Here is an 18,170-nt window from a genome sequence, read left to right on the forward strand (position 1 = left end):
AAATAATTAACGTAATGATAATTAAGTATTTTTTAAATTGTAGTTTGCGTTTTTTACTTTGCATCCTTATTTTTTTTATCATTATTTTATTGATAATTTTATCCTTATTTTTTTTCCATTCTTTGGGCGTAACCTTCATCTCAACATTCAAGCGAGATGTTGTTTATTTACCCCGATAGAGTTTGCATGACCTGTCCAGATAACACCTTGCCCCTTTAAATAAATAATTTCGTATTACGGGCTTAAATTGGTCCATTCGATAATTCCTGGAGATGTTATGGAATCGAATACAAAGAAAATTGGCTTAATAGCCTGTACGGGTGTTGTTGCCGGCAACATGATGGGGAGTGGTATTGCACTATTACCTTCTTCATTAGCAGCGGTTGGTTCAGTATCAATTTTTAGTTGGATTATCTGTTTAGTTGGTGCATTAAGTTTGGCGTTTGTTTTTGCCCGCTTAGCAACAAAGAATCCACAAGAAGGTGGCCCTATTGCTTATGCTGGTGAAGTATCTCCTGTATTTGGTTTCCAAACGGGTGTTCTTTACTACCACGCAAACTGGATTGGTAACTTAGCAATCGCCATTACTGGTGTTTCTTACTTATCTGTTTTCTTCCCTGCTTTGAATGACCCTATCCCTGCAGCTGCCGCGACGATTGCATCAGTATGGTTATTTACCCTAGTTAACTTACTAGGTGGTAGCTGGGTTAGTCGTCTTTGTACATTAGGTTTAGGTCTTATCCTTATTCCGGTTGTTGGTACAGGGGTTGCTGGTTGGACTCACTTCGATCCTGCTTTATATAGCCAAAACTGGAATGTCTCTTCAGGTACAAGTAGCCACGCTGTTATTAGTGCTGTGCTTATCTGTTTATGGTCGTTTGTTGGTGTTGAATCAGCAGCGGTATCATCTGGTATGGTTAAAAACCCAAAACGCACGGTTCCTCTAGCAACAATGCTTGGTACTGCGATTGCGGGTGTGATTTATATCCTATCAACTCAAGTAATCAGCGGTATGTTCCCAGCAGCAGAAGTGGCAGCATCAGGCGCACCATTTGCAATGGCGACCACTGAAATCTTCGGTAGCTGGTCAGCGCCATTTGTTGCTGCATTTACTGCTTTAGCATGTTTCACATCACTGGGTTCTTGGATGATGTTGGTTGGTGAAGCCGGCAAGCGTGCTGCTCACGATGGTAACTTCCCTAAAATTTACGGTGAAGTTGATAAAAACGGTGTAGCGAAAAAAGGCCTTGTACTTGCGTCGCTAAAAATGACAGCGCTAATGATTGTATTGACCGTATTCAGCTCTCAATCAGCACATACTGCTGACTTATTTAATCAGTTAACGACTGATGCCGTACTACTAACAATGCTTCCTTACTTCTATTCAAGCATTAACTTAATTCGATTCGAAGGTATGACAACACGCAGTGGCTTCACCATGTTCTTCTCTGGTATTGCTTGTGTGTTCTGCATGATTGCTCTTGCTGGTGCAGAAGGCGCAACACTGACTGCAACCTTCATCGTGTCACTTGTTATCTTAATGTTCTACGCAAAAAAAATGGGCTTGAAACAATCTGAGCAACACATCAGCACTGAAGCTACTGCCCATTAATATCACTCGATAGCGTGAACACGTAACGCTACCAACTTAATAAATTTACCCTCAGGCGCTCCACTACCTCACCATCAAAAAGATGGGGAGCGCCTTGTTTCGTCTTGGAGATATAAAATGAATATTTTTGCTATCCTAAACCACTCAGGTGTTTTCTTTAAAGAAGAGCCAGTACGCGAATTACATGCTTCTTTAGAAAAAGCAGGCTACAAAGTAGTTTACCCAGTAGACGCGCAAGATTTATACAAAATGGTCGAAATGAACCCACGAATTTGTGGTGTGTTATTTGACTGGGATAAATACTCACTAGACCTATGTACTGAAATTAATACCCTGAATGAAAAATTGCCTTTGTACGCATTTGCAAACCAACATTCAACATTAGACATTTCATTAACTGATTTACGTCTAAATCTTCATTTCTTCGAATATGCCCTAGACATGGCTGACGATATCGCGTTGAAAATCAATCAAGCGACCGAAGAATATAAAGACCAAATCATGCCTCCTTTTACTAAAGCGTTATTTAAATACGTTGAAGAAGGTAAATATACATTCTGTACTCCGGGTCACATGGGCGGCACCGCTTTCCAAAAAAGCCCTGCAGGCAGCATCTTCTATGATTTCTACGGTCCAAACGCATTTAAAGCGGATGTATCAATCTCAATGCCTGAACTAGGTTCATTGCTTGATCACTCAGGTCCCCATAAAGAAGCAGAAGAGTACATCGCTCGTACTTTTAATGCGGACAGCTCTTACATCGTAACGAACGGTACGTCTACCTCAAACAAAATTGTAGGTATGTTCTCTGCACCAGCAGGCAGCACTGTACTTATTGACCGTAACTGTCATAAATCTCTGACTCACATGATGATGATGAGTGATGTAACGCCTATTTACTTCCGTCCAACGCGTAACGCTTACGGCATCTTAGGTGGCATTCCACAAAGTGAATTCACTCGTGAAGTGATTGAGCAAAAAGTAGCAGCAACACCAAACGCAACAATGCCGGGTTATGCAGTTATTACTAACTCAACTTACGATGGTCTGTTGTACAACACTCAATACATCAAAGAAACGCTAGAAACTAAATTCATTCACTTCGACAGTGCTTGGGTTCCTTACACTAACTTCAACTCTATTTACGAAGGTAAATGTGGTATGAGTGGTGAAGCGATGCCAGGTAAAGTGTTCTATGAAACACAATCAACTCATAAATTATTGGCTGCGTTCTCTCAAGCATCAATGATCCACGTAAAAGGTGAGTTTGATAAAGAGTCGTTCAATGAAGCCTTTATGATGCACACATCAACATCACCTCAATACGGTATTGTTGCATCAACTGAAACCGCTGCGGCAATGATGCGTGGTAATACAGGTAAGAAACTGATCCAAGACTCAATTGATCGTGCGATTCGTTTCCGTAAAGAGATCAAACGTCTACAAGGCGAAAGTGAGAGCTGGTTCTTTGATGTATGGCAACCAGAAAACATCGATACAACAGAATGTTGGAAACTGGATCCTAAAGATACATGGCATGGTTTTAAAGACATCGATGATGACCACATGTACCTTGACCCAATCAAAGTAACGCTATTAACTCCAGGAATGAACGAAAATAGCGAAATGAGCGAAACAGGTATTCCTGCTTCTATTGTTGCTAAATACTTAGATGAACACGGTATCGTAGTCGAGAAAACAGGTCCATATAACCTATTGTTCTTATTCTCTATCGGTATTGATAAATCAAAAGCGATGCAACTGCTTCGTTCATTAACTGACTTTAAACGCGGTTTTGATCTAAACTTAACAGTGAAAAACTTCCTTCCTTCACTGTACAGAGAAGATCCAAGCTTCTACGAAGGCATGCGCATTCAAGAACTGGCACAAGGCATTCACGATCTAACTCGTCAATACCGTTTACCAGAACTGATGTTCAAAGCGTTTGATGTATTACCTGAACTAAAAGTAACACCACACGCAGCATGGCAAGAAGAGCTACGCGGTAATGTGGAAGAAGTGAAACTGGAAGAAATGGTTGGTCGCGTAAGTGCCAATATGATCCTTCCTTATCCTCCAGGTGTTCCACTAGTACTTCCTGGTGAAATGGTAACAACAGAGTCTCGTCCAGTACTTGATTTCTTAGAGATGCTATGTGCAATCGGTGCTCATTACCCAGGTTTTGAAACGGATATTCACGGTGTATATGCTCAAAAAGATGGCAGTTACACAGTGAAAGTATTAAAAGAAGATTAAGCCCTAGGGTTTTAAAGGATTATCGTTTATTTTAGGGCATGGAAGCCCTTACTCTACTTTAAATTATGGTGATGTTATGAAACGTATTCTTTCCATTCAGTCTCATGTTGTATTTGGTTGCGCAGGCAACAGTGCTGCGGTTTTTCCAATGCGACGAATGGGGATGGAAGTGTGGCCTATCAACACGGTACAGTTTTCAAATCACACGCAATATCAACAAGGCTGGAAGGGCATTGCAATGCCTGCTGGTCACATATCAGATTTAGTTGATGGTTTATCAGCAATTGAAGCAACTCACGTTTGTGATGCGGTATTAAGTGGTTACTTAGGATCAGCAGCGCAAGGTGAAGAAATCATCACAGCGGTACAGAAAATTAAACAAGACAATCCAAACGCAATTTACTTTTGTGATCCAGTAATGGGACACCCAGAAAAAGGCTGCATTGTTGCACCAGAAGTGGAAGTGTTTTTTAAAGAATCTGCATTAGCATCAGCGGATATTATTGCGCCAAACTTACTTGAATTAGAAAGTTTATCTGGCATGACTATCAACACCTTAGAGCAAGTGATTGAAGCGAATAATCAACTGCTTGAAAAAGGCGTTAAGATGGTAGTGGTAAAACACTTAAGTCGTGCGGGAATTAAAAAAGATCGTTTTGAAATGCTATTAACCACCAAAGAAGGCAGTTACCACGTTTCTCGTCCTTTATATGACTTTGATGCTAAGCGTCAGCCAGTAGGGGCAGGAGATTTAATTAGTGGCGTGATGCTTGCCAATTTAATGGCGGGTTACTCTCCAATTGATGCGTTTGAACGTACCAATGCTGCGGTTGATTCAGTAATGCAAGAAACCTTCAATCGTGGTGCGTATGAACTGCAACTTATCGCATCTCAAGAGCATTTCAATACGCCAGAAATCACGGTAAAAGCAGAGAAAGTCGCTTAATTACGCGAAGAAAAACAAGCAATAATACTCTACAATAAGTAAAAAATGCATGAGCCCGTTATTCTTTTCATTAAAGAATAACGGGCTTTTTTCGTTTTATTGCTGAGCAATGTCGTTTAAAAATTGAAGGCGCTCTTTTTCTTGTTCTGACATTTGATAGGGTTCATCACTTAAGCTTGAAATATCAAAAGATAAAATTGGGAAAACAGGTTTTCGGCTTGTGCCATAACGTGTTTTCTCTCCAGGAAAGTCAGACATTTTCTCAACCGTGATATTTCGCAGCTCAAACTCTGCTACATCATTTTTAAGCACTGAACTATGTGCTTTTAGTTGAAAGACAGCATCACCTTGTGAGAGTTTCCCTTTATTTGTTAAGGAAGCAATCGGCTTTCCATCTTGTTGAAATAAGTTGGCTCTAATTCGGTAGTTACCCGACTCTTTCACTTCAATGTTCAGCGGTAATATCATATCGCTTCCCGCAGAGTAGGGCGGCTCTATTGAGTTAACATAAGCCACTGGATTTGAAAATTGAATATCCGTAGTGAGCGTATCTTTACCATCTAAAAAAGAGATTACCGCTTTAATTCTAATCTCTTGAGGCCACTCTTTTTTAGGTGAAAACTCAGTAGTTAACTCTTGTGTGTATTGAGTTGTGAGAGTTTTTCGAGTTTCTGGGTCTAATAGCTCATACTCGATATGATCAACTGCGAGCTCTGAATTAAGAGTGACAGTAATAGACTCAGGGTAAGAAAATCGATATTTATCTAAAGAGAGGGAAGCTTTATGAGAACCATCTAACACAGGGATCTTAACTTCACTGAAATGATTGGGTTCAAGATAACTTTTATCGTTAGAAAGCAGTGGCGTTGAGTAAGAAGGATAAATAATATCTGCGGCGTAAGCTTTAGATAATAAGGCAAATTGTTTGGTTAACTCTTGTGGGAAAGCCTGAGGTATCTCATCTTGTTCTTGTGGAGGTGTAAGGTCTGTTTTTGTTTGCACTACTTCTTTTTTTAATTGCCTTTCTGAAGCTGTTTTTATTTTTTGGTGAGCTTTTACTGAAGGATGATCTCCTGCCATTGTTGGGGCTGAGTTATCCTGCATTATCCAATGAAAAGTGGTGGCTGAAGTCATCAACAACGCACCAATAAATAAAGCATTCTTATTCATCACAATAAATCACTAACCAGTTCAGACATGGTTTCATTTTTTGAGTTATCAACGTACCGATATGTATTGCCGCTTAACCAATAAGTAGAATCTGTCGTACTTACTTTAATGATTGTACCATCGAGCAGTGTTTTTTGTTGGCTTACTGCCGTTACTTTACCTTGATGTTTTGTGCCTATTAATCCGCTATGGCTGTAATCATCCCCCATTAATAGTGGGTAATGATAAGGCATAAAATTAGTCACCGCTTGTGGTTGGTTTTTTATTTCCCCATCAAAAGCGAGAGTTGTTGAACAGCTTGTAAATGAGCCAGATTGACTTGAACCACAAGAAGAATGACTTGATACCACGCCATCATCTTTCCCCGGTAAGAATCCACTGGTTGATCCTAAATAGTCACTGCCTTTACCGACAAAGCGAATGCGAGGAATACGGTTATCAGGTAAAGGGGCTAATTGGCGTGCATTGGTAATTTTTAAATCATTAAGTACGCCGGTATTTCCTGCACTAGGTGTTTCACCTAGCCATAATGACATTGCATATTTTAGCGGAGCATTTAATACGCCACTGCCTTCTGAGATATTAATCGCCATATCACCCAGCTCAGAACCACCGCCTGCACCAGCAAAATCAAAGGTCGCAATAATATTAAGAGGAGCTAACCCCGCATTGGTCAGCCAGTTTTCTTGATTGTCTAACAAATAGCGAGCGACCAGATCTCCAGTAGAATGAGTCACTAAAATACAGCCATTTTGACAGGTGTTATTTTCAGAAAGAGCTTTTAATTTTGGCCATACGTAATCGCTTGAAATTCTTCCTGCAACACGTTCGTGAGAAGGCCAGTCGATACGCTCATCGGCTTTAGCTAACCAAAAATCTTGCCAATAGGTTTTTCCATCAGCAACAACCGTATCATGATTGGGCTTGGTTTGAAGTTGACCTGCTTGAAAGCCGTGGATCAAGATTATTGGGTGTTCACCTAATGCAGCCAAACTAGAAAAAGAAGTCATAGCAGTAATGAATAAAAATAGACGTGAAAATAATTTCATAAGAGTTGGCTCTTTTTTAGTAATTATATTTATAGGGTAATTGCTCAACTAAACTTTCGCAAATAGGGATATCGATTGCGTTCTCATTTATGAGGTAGTGCGCATTGGTTTCTGATTATTTAATCAATTTATGGTCATTTTAATGATTTTTGCTGTATTTATCTCTGAATGTAAATGAAGAACATATTTGAAATACCTGCTTACACACCGCAATGGTATCTCTTTCTATTATTTGGTAAAATCCGCCCGTCTTTGAATGCAGTTTCGCTGCTATCCATTAACCCATCTTGTTTATACAAGGAAGCACATCATGAACACAAGTAAACAGGAACCCCCAAGTTGGTGGTTTAACTCTTTTTCTACATGATGATCTGAGGGTGATATGTCTTCAGATCTGGAGACGTATTATGGAATTTGTACAACAAAAAACAGACACCGAACATATTAAAACATCAGAAAATATGCATAAAGGTTCTGGTGTTGAAGATAGTAATATCAGCATAAAAAATGCATCAATTGGCGTGCTTTATAAGAAGCGCGTATTTTGGTTAGTACTGCTTGTTTTTGGTAATGTATTCTCAGGGGCAGGTATCGCTTACTTTGAAGAGATCATTACCTCTTATGTTACGTTGGTTTTTTTCTTACCTTTATTAATTGATAGCGGTGGTAACGCCGGATCTCAATCTGCAACCTTAATGGTTCGAGCGTTAGCTACCGGTGATATAAAACCAAATGACTGGGGTAAAATGCTTGGCAGAGAAGTATTTGTCGCTCTAGGGCTTGGTTTGAGTATGGCTGCTGCCGTTTACCTTTTAGGTTTATATCGCGGTGGCTATGAGGTTGCGATGGTGGTTGGCTTAAGCATGATAGCGATTGTGCTTATAGGTAGCTTAATTGGCACTATACTTCCTTTTGGTTTACATAAGCTCAATTTAGATCCCGCTTCTGCGAGTGCCCCAATGATTACCTCTATCGCTGATATTTCCGGCGTATTAATTTATTTTGCTATTGCTTCTGCGGTATTAGAGATAGGCTAACCACTCTCTTATTTAAAAATATTCGCTCATTGATGAATGGATTAAGACGTTAAAAAGCCCAATATCACTTTTGATGTTGGGCTTTTTTCCTATATAAGGTGTTATCGATTACAATGAGCTATCGGTAAGTATTTTATTTTGTATCAGTTCTAAAATTTGATTTTTCCTTTAGTGGTTAAACATATTCACTTATTTGAGGTTCCGTTTTTATGTTGTCAGAATGGCAAAATCACAAAGCGCAATTGCGTAATTACGTTTACAAACGAGTGGATGATGCAAGTGCGGTAGATGACATACTTCAAGATGTGTATATAAAAGCTAGCAGCAATTTGCATCAATTAAAATCTCAAGGTAGCTTGAAAGGATGGTTATATAAAATTGCCTACAACACGATCATGGATTTTTATCGTGATAAGTTGCCGTATGATGAGTTACCGGAAGATTTAGTCGCAGAAGATGAAGATACTGTAGAGGAGGCTCGTAAAGAATTGGCCGAATGTATACGCCCTTTAATTGATGACCTCCCAGAAAAATACAGTATTCCTTTGCGTTTAGCTGAACTAGAAGGGGTTCCTCAACAAGAGATTGCTGATAAGTTAGGGTTATCCTTGTCGGGGGCAAAAAGTCGAATTCAACGAGGTCGTGCTAAATTTCGCGAAAACTTAATGACCTGTTGTGATTTTGAACTCAATGATGGAGGATCTGTCACTGGCTACTCTTCTAAAAAAGGAAAAAGTTGTTCTTCGCAATTAAAATAATACGGCTCCTTTCCTGAAAATAAACGGTAAATAGTCACTCTATTTTCCGTTTATTTTATCCACTCTTTTTTATTCCTATTATTTGAAAAAATTTTGCGTCTTTTCTTCAGCTTCTGCGTCTTTGATCCGTTAAAACTATTTTTATGAAGATCATAAATGAAAAATACTGATGTGAAATACCTAGAATCTAATACGCTTTCTTTTTTAAATAACGAAAATGCCATGAGTACCTTGCATGACATTCGACGTGGAATTGAAAGAGAGTTGATCCGCACTACGCCTGAAAACCATATTTCAAACTTATCTCATCCAGAAGAATTGGGTTCGGCTTTAATGCACCCTTACATAACCACTGATTTTGCAGAAGCGCAATTAGAGTTAGTCACCCCAGCAATGACAGAAAGAAAGGCGACGTTTGATTCGTTAGCTTCTTTGCATCATTTTGTTGCGACTCAGTTGAGTGAAGATGAAATTATGTGGGGGGCAAGTATGCCACCTGAACTGCCAAGTGATGATGAGATTAACATTGCCGCGTATGGTTCATCGAACGCTGGGCAACATAAGGTGCGTTATCGTGAAGGGTTGGCAAACCGTTATGGAAAAAGAATGCAGTTAATTTCAGGTATTCATTATAACTTTTCATTCCCCGATTCATTTTGGGCAACGTTACACGCACACCTCGGCAGTGAATTGTCATTAAACGATTTTATTTCAGAACGTTATTTTCACTTGATCCGTAATGTTCTACGTAACGGTTGGATTATCCCTTATTTATTTGGTGCATCGCCAGCGGTAGACAAAAGCTACTTAGTCAATCAAGAACATCCTTTAGCGCTTTTTGATGAAGATACCTATTATTTTCCATGGGCGACCTCGCTACGTTTAAGTAATATGGGCTATAGCAGTAATGAGCAGTCTCTTTACCCAACGAGTTTTAATAGTAAACAAGAATATTTAACTGATTTATGTCATGCATTAACAACACCAAGCGCACGTTATGCTCACCTAAATGCCGATCAGCAATTAAATGGGTCCGTCTTACAATTAGAAAATGAATTGTATGGTTCAGTAAGACCTAAAATCGTTAATGATCAATTGCGTCCTTTATATGCAATGTGCCATCACGGCATTCAATACATTGAATTACGCAGTCTGGATAATAATCCACTATTACCATTAGGGATCAATGAAGAACAAAGTCATTTTCTAGATGCATTTCTTACCTATAACGCCTTAGCACCAAGCCCAGAATTAACCGATGATGAGCGAGTATTAATTGCCCGTCGTCAAGAGTTAGTAGCAACAGAAGGGCGAAAACATGGGCTATTATTACCAACGTTAGAAGGAGATATTAAGCTTAAAGATCTTGGTTCTGAATTACTTGATGCAATGATACCTGTTGCGACGTGGCTAGATAATGCGTTTGCTACACAAGAGCATAAGCAAGGTATTGAACGTGAACAGGCTAAGTTTGTAGATAGTAATTTAACGCCATCAGCACAACTGCTAGCAATGATGAAAGAGGAAAAACTCTCATATAAACGAGCAACACAGAGACTCTCAAAAGTGCATTTTAAACAGCATCAAGATACTAAGATTGATGATGAGGAAATGGGTAATTTAACTCGTTTAGTGACTGAGTCTTTAGTTAAACAACAACAAATTGAAGCACAGCAAGATATAAGTTTTGATGCGTTTATTCAGAAAAAAAACTATTTACAGTGTGACTGTGAAATAGAAGAGGCGGTAGCGTAACGTAATGAATATTTTGTGGAAATTGCGCGGTTACATCAAGATGTTTTCACGCCAATATATTATCGCCATTATCGCATTACAAGTGGTGGCGCTACTCAGTCTAATACCTTCTTGGTTAATAGGGAGGATCATCGATAGTATCAGTGCTAACCAATTAACCATGGCGTATTTATTGATGCATATTGGTGGTATTGCTCTCTCTGCAATTGCGATGTATGGCTTACGCTATGTATGGCAAAGTCAATTGTATGGGGCTTCTATTGCTATTGCGAAAGTGCTGCGTCGAGACTTATTTAAAAAGTTTTCAAGGTTGTCACCGTCATTTTATTCTCGTCGAAGTACGGGTGATTTAATGGCTCATGCCACTAATGATTTGAATGCGGTTGAAGAGGCAACAGGAATGGGGGTTATGACCTTAGTCGATTCCTTTATCGCCGGTTTGACTGTTATTTTTGGCATGATATTCATTGTGAGTGGTGAGCTTACTGCTGTTGCACTATTACCGTTTCCGTTATTGGTTTATATCACTAAACATTATGGTACTAATCTGCATAAAACATTTGGTCGCGCGCAAGCAAGTTTCGCTCATTTAAATGAAGAAGCGCGTGAAACTGTTTCTGGTATTCGTGCCGTTCGCTCTCATGATATTGGGCAGCGTCAAGAGCAGCGCTTTGGTAAAACACTGGATGAAACATTAGAAGCAAATTTTGCCGTTGCGAAAGTGGATGCCGCATTTGCACCAACTATCCAGTTAATTTACGGCTTATCGTTTGTAATTTCATTGGCTTATGGGGCGTGGTTAATTAGCCATGGACAGATCTCGGTGGGTTTGTTTACTACGTTTACGTTATACCTTGGGCAGTTATTAGGACCATTTCTGCAATTTGGTTGGCAGTTTAATGTTTTCCAGCGTGGCAGTACGTCGTGGAAACGCTTGGAAGCACTTTTTTCAGAAAAAGAAGAAGTGGTTGAAGGCACCGTTACATTACCAACTGATGCGAAAGCAACAGTAGACATAAATATAGTGTCATTCTCTTACCAAAATGCGAACTGTCGAGCATTAGAACACATTAATATGAAGGTGGCTGAAGGTGGTTTTGTTGGTATAACCGGACCAACCGGTAGTGGTAAGAGTACCTTACTACAATTGATCCTAAGACAGTTCGAGTTACAAAACTCATCAAGTATAAGTATTGATGGGCATCCTGTTGGATCATTAACGTTTCATTCATTACGCAGCAAGATGGCGTGGGTTCCGCAAAAGCCATTTCTTTTTTCAGGCTCTATTGCTGAAAATATCGCACTGGCTAAACCGGATGCAACAGAAGAGCAAATTAAACACGTTGCAGAGATGGCGGGAATTAAAAGCGAAATTGATGCGATGCCTGATGGGTTTAATACTCAACTACGAGAAGGAGGAAGTAATCTTTCTGGTGGGCAACGTCAGCGATTAACACTGGCAAGAGCTTTACTATCTGATGCGGATATTCTGTTGTTGGATGATCCATTCAGTGCGTTAGACATTAAAACTGAAGTGATTGTTCGTCGAAATCTAAAGGCAAATTACAGTCATAAAACCATGTTATTAGTAACTCAACGTTTACCTAATTTAATCGAAGCAGATCGGATCTTTGTATTAAATGAAGGGCAAATTGAAGAGCAAGGGTCACATCATGATCTATTGGCTAATCAAGGTTGGTATTCAATGGTTTACCAACGACAAAGTCAGCTAAACACCGTTATTGAAGATATCCCAAGTGAGAGTATTCAAGGGTCAAAATCAGAGGGGGGATCTCATGCGTGAAGACAATGCACAACAGCCTAGTGATACCTTCTTATTTAAGCGCTTATTAGCCTACTCTTTACCTCATAAAGCACGGTTCATTGTCGCCTTTATGATGCTAACGGTTGCGATAAGTGCTGAAATGGCGATTCCATGGCTAGCAAAGATTATCCTTGATGAGGTAATCGTACCGCAACAGTTTGAGTGGCCCCATCTGATTGGTCTTGTTAGTTTGGTGATGTTGTTTTATGTGATCTCGGCGTTATTTACGTATTTGCAAGCCGTATCATTCCGTCATAGTGCCTTGTTGGTGATTAATGATGTGAGAAAACAGCTGTTTAATCATGTGTTGAATTTCTCAATCAGCAGCTTTGATAAATTATCTGCCGGTAAATTGGTTTCTTATATTACCAATGATACGGAATCGATGCGTGATATGTTTGTTTCAACGATCCCTACGGTCATTCAAGGCAGCTTACGCATCATTGCGATATTTATTGCGATAGCGATTTTGGATTGGCGCTTGATGCTATTGAGCTTGGTATTGATCCCGATATTACTGACAACGATGCATTTGTATCGAAAAATCTCAATGCCAGTGTTTAATGGGATCCGAGAGCAAATCAGTAATATCAATGGGCGCATTAATGAATCGCTACAAGGAATGGCGCTGATCCAAGCGTTTAATCAAGAAAAAGCATTCAAAGAAAAATTTGAGCAAGAAAACCAACGTTGGTTTGAGTTTAGAACCAAATCAATCGCGATTGATAGTTTCATGCTGATCCCATTAACCCGTTTAGTGTCGAATCTAACGGCAGCAGGAATTGTGGCGTGGTTTGCTTATGGATCATTAACTACCGCAGTTGAAGTGGGTACGTTATACGCATTTTTGAACTACATCGAACGTTTCTTTGACCCGTTCCGTCAACTTTCAATGGAGCTACGTAAATTGCAGGTAGCAACGGTTGCATCAAAACGTGTATTTGAGTTATTGGATGAGCAATCAGAGCAGAACCGCTATCCACAAGAGCATGTTGAAATCTCAGCGCCGCATGACATTGAGTTTCGTCATGTTGATTTAAGTTATGACGAAGGTAATTTGGTCTTATCTGATGTGAATTTTGTCGCTAAAGGTGGGCAGTTTACAGCGATAGTTGGCCATACTGGTAGTGGCAAAAGCTCGGTAATTAATTTGTTGATGCGATTCTATCAACAGCAACAAGGCTCTATTTTAATTGGAGGCAAGCCGATTGAATCTTTACCTGAAGCCCAATTACGTAAATTATTTGGTTTGGTTTCTCAAGATCCAACGATTTTTAGTGGTTCAATAAAAGAAAATATCGATTTATCTCATGATAGGCCAAACGAAGAAAAAGTGATGTTAGCGGCGCAACAAGTTAACGCTGATCACTTTATTAAACGTCTTACTGATGGCTATGATCATCATCCTGGTCACGGTGGTGGTTCGTTTTCTGTGGGAGAGCGACAACTGTTAGCTCTCGCTCGCGCCTTATCACATGACCCAAGTGTTTTTCTTTTAGATGAGGCAACGGCCAACATTGATAGTGAGACGGAAGAGACAGTAAAAGCCGCATTAGAAAATATTCGAGATGGGAAAACGGTCATTATGGTCGCGCATCGATTATCGACCATTAAAAATGCCGACCAAATATTGGTAATGAATAAAGGGAAAGTCGTACAAAGTGGCAGCCATGATGAGCTTATTGTGCAAGCTGGAGATTATCGAGAGTTATATCTAACACAAAAAGCACAAGAAGAAGATGAACATCAGAACAGCACACTTGGTTTAGCTAGCATGACCGCTGCTTGAGTTATTGAATTTAAGAGTAATTAAAATGAATACAGAAAAAAAACCGTTTGTTTCTCAACAAATAATTGAAGACGCTTGTGAGTGGGCTATTATGCATGGTGTGGCTTTTCGACAAGCAGATAATACGGCAAGGCATTGTCCATTTAGTATCGCACCAATGACCATTGAGCGTGATGTATATAATCACTTACTCATGGTGACTCCACTGATCACTAAGTTGATTAATAACGTCTCTGAAGATCATGAATTTCTTCAAGCTTCATTAAGCAGCATGGCGAAAGCCGATCCGTTTTTTGGCTTGTTAATGTCATTGCATCAACAATTACATGGTGATGCTGGCAATAAACTTGTCGCAGAGCGTCAGCCATTATTATTGATGCGTACCGATTTTATGGATGACCGTCAGCACGGCGCAAAAGTAATTGAATTTAATGGAATTGCAGCAGGGATGGGGCCGTTTGGGCAGCGAGCAGCTGAGTTCCACTCTTTTATGAAGCACCAATGGCCAGAAACGTATAATCAATGGATTGAAGACCCTTCCGCTATTTCTGCAGATAACCACGGTTTGGAGCAATTGGCCTATGGTATTGCAACTACTGCGAGAGCGATTAAAACGGATTTTTCTGACCAAAGTAAACCCACGTTTTTAATGGTGATTCAGAAGAATGAAGATAACGTGTATGACCAACATTTACTTGAAATTGAACTGCAGAAACAAGGAATACGCACGGTAAGACGTACCTTTGAGCAGTTAAGTACTCAGCTTTCTAGTGGCGAAAATAAACGATTGTTACTTGAAAACGTAGGTGCTGTTGATGTTGTTTATTTACGTGCAGGTTATCAATATGAGGATTATTTCGCACCGGAATTAAATGAACCAGTGTGTTGCTATACATTGAGTCAAATTAGACTGTTTATCGAGCAGCATCATGTTGCCGTGAATGCCACGATCAGTCAGCAATTAGCGACCAGTAAATCAATGCAAATGTTATTAACCATGATGCCAGACACTGAATATACTCGTTGGGGATTAACACTTGAAGAGGCTCAATTAGTTAAAAGTGTACTGGCAGAGATGAAGCCGATTAATACGCAAACTATAGATTGGTTTACGACCGAAGCAGACCAAAATCAATGGGTATTAAAAAACCAAGGAGAAGGTGGTGGTCATTGTATCTTTGGTCAGGATATAGCGAAAAAATTAACTCAGTTAGCACCAGAAGAGTACGATGCATGGGCGTTAATGCAACGCTTGTATCCACATGAGCGAGATGCTCCTACCATTGCAGTACGTGATGGTGAGCAAACGTTAGTGAATGATTTAGTCAGTGAAATTGGATTATTTACTGCGTATTACAATGGTAAGCCGGTAACTGAGCTTAATGGTTATGCGGGGTATTTAATTCGCAGTAAACCTGCCAGTGAAAACGAAGGTGGGATCCACAGCGGTAAAGGCATTTTAGATTCATTGGTGTTAATTGATTAATAAGCTTTATTATTAGTACAAAGCCTGTTTATTGTTCAGTTCGGTCACGTTTAGAGTGTTGCTATCATTTCAAATAGGCAGTAAATAATCAAACACCGAGCACTTTGCTATGAGTGAACATTTTTTCTTTCAAGTACAAAAAAGCCCAACCTCTTTCGAAGTTGGGCTTTTCCAAACGTTTGGTGGAGCTGGGGGGATTTGAACCCCCGTCCGAGAACCGTTCACCGTTGGCGCTACATGTTTAGTCGATCTTTAATTTCACCGTAAAACTGCGAACCGACACGCTATCTTATGGCTAACCTGAATTATAATTCGAACTTCATCTCTCAGGTGGGAGAATCCATTCTAGTTCGTTTGGGTTTGATCCCCTGTTATTCCCCGTCTTACAAACGGAAGCTAGGGCAGGAGAGCTCCGAGCAGGTTATTAAGCTGCTAGTGCGTAGTTTTCGTCGTTTGCGACTATTTTTTTGCGGCTTTTTACGTGGCCAACCGCCCCACGACATGCTCCTAGGGTTTCAAAATTCCCGTCGAATCCTGAATCAGCCCCAAAGATTTGGTACTTGATGATACTAACAGAAAAACAGCGTCTGTCTAGTTAGTATCTATCTAACTGGTTGAAATTAACGCAAACTACTCTTCATAATTCGTGCTTTATCTCTGTTCCAGTCTTTTTCTTTTGAATCTGTACGTTTATCGTGCAGTTTTTTACCTTTTGCTACACCAACTTTAATTTTGGCCCAAGAGCGAACCCAATACATAGTTGTAGCAACAAGAGTCATCCCTTCACGGTTTACTCGACCGATAAGGTTATCAATTTCTTTACGGCTCATTAGAAGCTTACGAACACGAGTTGGGTTCGCTACAACGTGAGTCGATGCTGCTTGGAGTGGTGTGATGTTCATACCACTAATGAATATTTCGCCATCACGGACATAAACATAGCTTTCCGCGATATTAACTTTACCAGAACGAAGAGATTTAACTTCCCAGCCTTGGAGTTCAACCCCTGCTTCGATTTCATCTTCAATGAAATATTCGTGGCGAGCTTGCTTGTTCATAGCAATGGTATTACTGCCCGCTTTATCTTTTGATTTTTTCTTTGCCATAATGCCCACATTATACTGATAGAGAAGTGGTTTGACTATATATACTCAAGCTAATTCAAGATGGTATGATGCTTACCTCTATAATGTAAAGGATAATTTATGCCTCAGGTTAGCCGATCTGCATTAGTGCCGTTTAGCGCAAAGCAAATGTACGATTTAGTCAATGATGTTACTTCTTACCCTCAGTTTTTGCCAGGGTGCTCAGGTTCCAAGATTATAGAGCAAACGGAAAACGTAATGGTAGCATCTGTGGATGTTGCAAAAGCCGGCATAAAAAAGACATTTATAACCCAAAATACATTAATTGATTCTGAAATAATTGGGATGAACCTAGTCGATGGACCATTTAAATCTCTTACTGGTGGTTGGCATTTCACTGCGTTGGATGAAACGGCTTGTAAAGTAGAATTGAAACTAGAATTTGAGTTTTCCAGCGCATTGGTAGCGATGGCATTTGGTAAAGTATTTCAAGAACTCACCAGTAATATGGTGAATTCATTTACGCAAAGAGCGAAGCAGGTTTATGTTAGTAATGAATGAAATGATTCATGTTGAAGTGGTTTATGCCTTACCAACGGAACAAATTGTATTTAAATTAGCAGTAAAAGCAGAGCAAACAGTAGAAGAGATAATCAGACAATCTGGGGTATTAGAGCGTTACTCTGAGATAGATTTGGCTATAAATAAGGTTGGCGTATTTAGCCGTAATGTAAAATTAGATGCGACAATAAGAGATAAAGATCGGATTGAAATATATCGGCCTCTACTTGCGGATCCAAAAGAAATTAGACGAAAAAGAGCAGAGCAAGCGAAAAAAGAAGCTCGTAAAAAATAACGTTATTTTAAATTATAAAAAACCGGAAATCGTTTTACGATCTCCGGTTTTTTTGTTTGATAGCTTTGCTATAAAGTTAAAACTTTTCGAAAAAGCTATCACTCATAGGGAATTCACCTTCAAGACTGGTTAAATTACCATTGTCATCAAAGTGAACAATTAAATCCTTTTGGATTGAATCTTCATGGCCATGAGTAAAGAGGTAAATATAATACCAAGTATTTGGGTAGCCTGATTCAACAAGCATTGGAGAACCCATAACAAACTGTACTTGTTGTTTTGTCATACCAAATCGCAGTTTATCGACGGCTTCCTGTTCGACGTAGTTACCTTGGGCAATATCGATTCGATATACCAATGGCTCTAATAGCGAGCAACCACCCAGAAGCCCAACAGCAAGGGGTAGAGCAATGATCCATTTTTTGAATTGCATAATTCGTACAGCTTAGCCTTTAAAATAATTAAACAGATGATAAACAAGCTAGACTAATAAGTAAAAAGGTTAAGCTTGTTATGCTGTGTTTTGACCCTAAATTTTGAATCAAG

At 39.6% G+C, this 18,170-nt stretch carries 15 protein-coding genes and 1 other RNA gene; 11 read left to right on the top strand and 5 right to left on the bottom strand.

Annotated elements, in window-relative coordinates; all coding sequences use genetic code 11:
- The first annotated feature begins 277 nt into the window (after nucleotides 1-277).
- From cadB to pdxY, 3 genes are all read left to right on the top strand, one after another.
- Nucleotides 278-1,612: a cadaverine/lysine antiporter gene (cadB, locus tag A6E03_RS03495; RefSeq protein WP_065593958.1), complete on the top strand. Its 1,335-nt coding sequence runs from the start codon at nucleotides 278-280 to the stop codon at nucleotides 1,610-1,612.
- A 117-nt stretch (nucleotides 1,613-1,729) separates the two neighbouring features.
- Complete coding sequence (locus A6E03_RS03500) at nucleotides 1,730-3,868, top strand: lysine decarboxylase CadA (protein WP_065593957.1); 2,139 nt, start codon at nucleotides 1,730-1,732, stop codon at nucleotides 3,866-3,868.
- Between the two features lie 76 nt (nucleotides 3,869-3,944).
- Complete coding sequence (gene pdxY, locus A6E03_RS03505; RefSeq protein WP_065593956.1) at nucleotides 3,945-4,814, top strand: pyridoxal kinase PdxY; 870 nt, start codon at nucleotides 3,945-3,947, stop codon at nucleotides 4,812-4,814.
- Between the two features lie 96 nt (nucleotides 4,815-4,910).
- Here pdxY and A6E03_RS03510 read toward each other — a convergent pair whose 3' ends face one another.
- Both A6E03_RS03510 and A6E03_RS03515 read right to left on the bottom strand, forming a co-directional pair.
- Nucleotides 4,911-5,984 (bottom strand): hypothetical protein, encoded by a 1,074-nt coding sequence (locus tag A6E03_RS03510; protein WP_065600178.1) that lies wholly within the window; start codon nucleotides 5,982-5,984, stop codon nucleotides 4,911-4,913.
- Nucleotides 5,984-7,033: a hypothetical protein gene (locus tag A6E03_RS03515; protein WP_065593954.1), complete on the bottom strand. Its 1,050-nt coding sequence runs from the start codon at nucleotides 7,031-7,033 to the stop codon at nucleotides 5,984-5,986. Before A6E03_RS03515 ends, A6E03_RS03510 begins: the two co-directional genes overlap by 1 nt.
- Nucleotides 7,034-7,440: 407 nt before the next feature.
- On the opposite strand from A6E03_RS03515, the gene A6E03_RS03520 reads away from it, so the two are divergent.
- From A6E03_RS03520 to A6E03_RS03545, 6 genes are all read left to right on the top strand, one after another.
- Nucleotides 7,441-8,070 carry a magnesium transporter gene (locus A6E03_RS03520; RefSeq protein WP_065593953.1) on the top strand — a complete coding sequence of 210 codons (630 nt, stop codon included), beginning with the start codon at nucleotides 7,441-7,443 and terminating at the stop codon, nucleotides 8,068-8,070.
- Between the two features lie 209 nt (nucleotides 8,071-8,279).
- On the top strand, nucleotides 8,280-8,828 hold the full coding sequence (sigZ, locus tag A6E03_RS03525; protein WP_065600179.1) for an RNA polymerase sigma factor SigZ: 549 nt from the start codon (nucleotides 8,280-8,282) through the stop codon (nucleotides 8,826-8,828).
- Between the two features lie 156 nt (nucleotides 8,829-8,984).
- The gene (gene gshA / locus A6E03_RS03530; RefSeq protein ID WP_065600180.1) at nucleotides 8,985-10,583 is read left to right on the top strand and encodes a glutamate--cysteine ligase; all 1,599 of its coding nucleotides are present in this window, start codon (nucleotides 8,985-8,987) and stop codon (nucleotides 10,581-10,583) included.
- Nucleotides 10,584-10,587: 4 nt separating this feature from the next.
- Nucleotides 10,588-12,387 (top strand): ABC transporter ATP-binding protein, encoded by a 1,800-nt coding sequence (locus A6E03_RS03535; protein ID WP_065600181.1) that lies wholly within the window; start codon nucleotides 10,588-10,590, stop codon nucleotides 12,385-12,387.
- Nucleotides 12,380-14,197, top strand: a complete 1,818-nt coding sequence (locus A6E03_RS03540) for an ABC transporter ATP-binding protein (protein WP_065600182.1) — start codon at nucleotides 12,380-12,382, stop codon at nucleotides 14,195-14,197. Before A6E03_RS03535 ends, A6E03_RS03540 begins: the two co-directional genes overlap by 8 nt.
- Before the next feature lie 25 nt (nucleotides 14,198-14,222).
- Nucleotides 14,223-15,683, top strand: coding sequence for a glutathione synthase (locus A6E03_RS03545; protein ID WP_065600183.1), 1,461 nt, complete (start codon nucleotides 14,223-14,225; stop codon nucleotides 15,681-15,683).
- A 180-nt stretch (nucleotides 15,684-15,863) separates the two neighbouring features.
- Here the strand turns inward: A6E03_RS03545 and ssrA are convergent.
- Nucleotides 15,864-16,230: a transfer-messenger RNA gene (gene ssrA / locus A6E03_RS03550) on the bottom strand.
- 73 nt (nucleotides 16,231-16,303) lie between these two features.
- Nucleotides 16,304-16,789, bottom strand: coding sequence for an SsrA-binding protein SmpB (gene smpB / locus A6E03_RS03555; protein WP_012550958.1), 486 nt, complete (start codon nucleotides 16,787-16,789; stop codon nucleotides 16,304-16,306).
- A gap of 99 nt (nucleotides 16,790-16,888) precedes the next feature.
- Here smpB and A6E03_RS03560 point away from each other — a divergent pair, with 99 nt between their 5' ends.
- Complete coding sequence (locus A6E03_RS03560; RefSeq protein WP_065593946.1) at nucleotides 16,889-17,329, top strand: SRPBCC family protein; 441 nt, start codon at nucleotides 16,889-16,891, stop codon at nucleotides 17,327-17,329.
- Nucleotides 17,313-17,624 carry an RnfH family protein gene (locus tag A6E03_RS03565; protein ID WP_065593945.1) on the top strand — a complete coding sequence of 104 codons (312 nt, stop codon included), beginning with the start codon at nucleotides 17,313-17,315 and terminating at the stop codon, nucleotides 17,622-17,624. Before A6E03_RS03560 ends, A6E03_RS03565 begins: the two co-directional genes overlap by 17 nt.
- Before the next feature lie 76 nt (nucleotides 17,625-17,700).
- Here A6E03_RS03565 and bamE read toward each other — a convergent pair whose 3' ends face one another.
- Nucleotides 17,701-18,057 carry an outer membrane protein assembly factor BamE gene (gene bamE / locus A6E03_RS03570; protein WP_065593944.1) on the bottom strand — a complete coding sequence of 119 codons (357 nt, stop codon included), beginning with the start codon at nucleotides 18,055-18,057 and terminating at the stop codon, nucleotides 17,701-17,703.
- Nucleotides 18,058-18,170 lie beyond the last annotated feature (113 nt).

The sequence above is a fragment of the Aliivibrio sp. 1S128 genome (assembly GCF_001691065.1).
Taxonomy (GTDB): domain Bacteria; phylum Pseudomonadota; class Gammaproteobacteria; order Enterobacterales; family Vibrionaceae; genus Aliivibrio.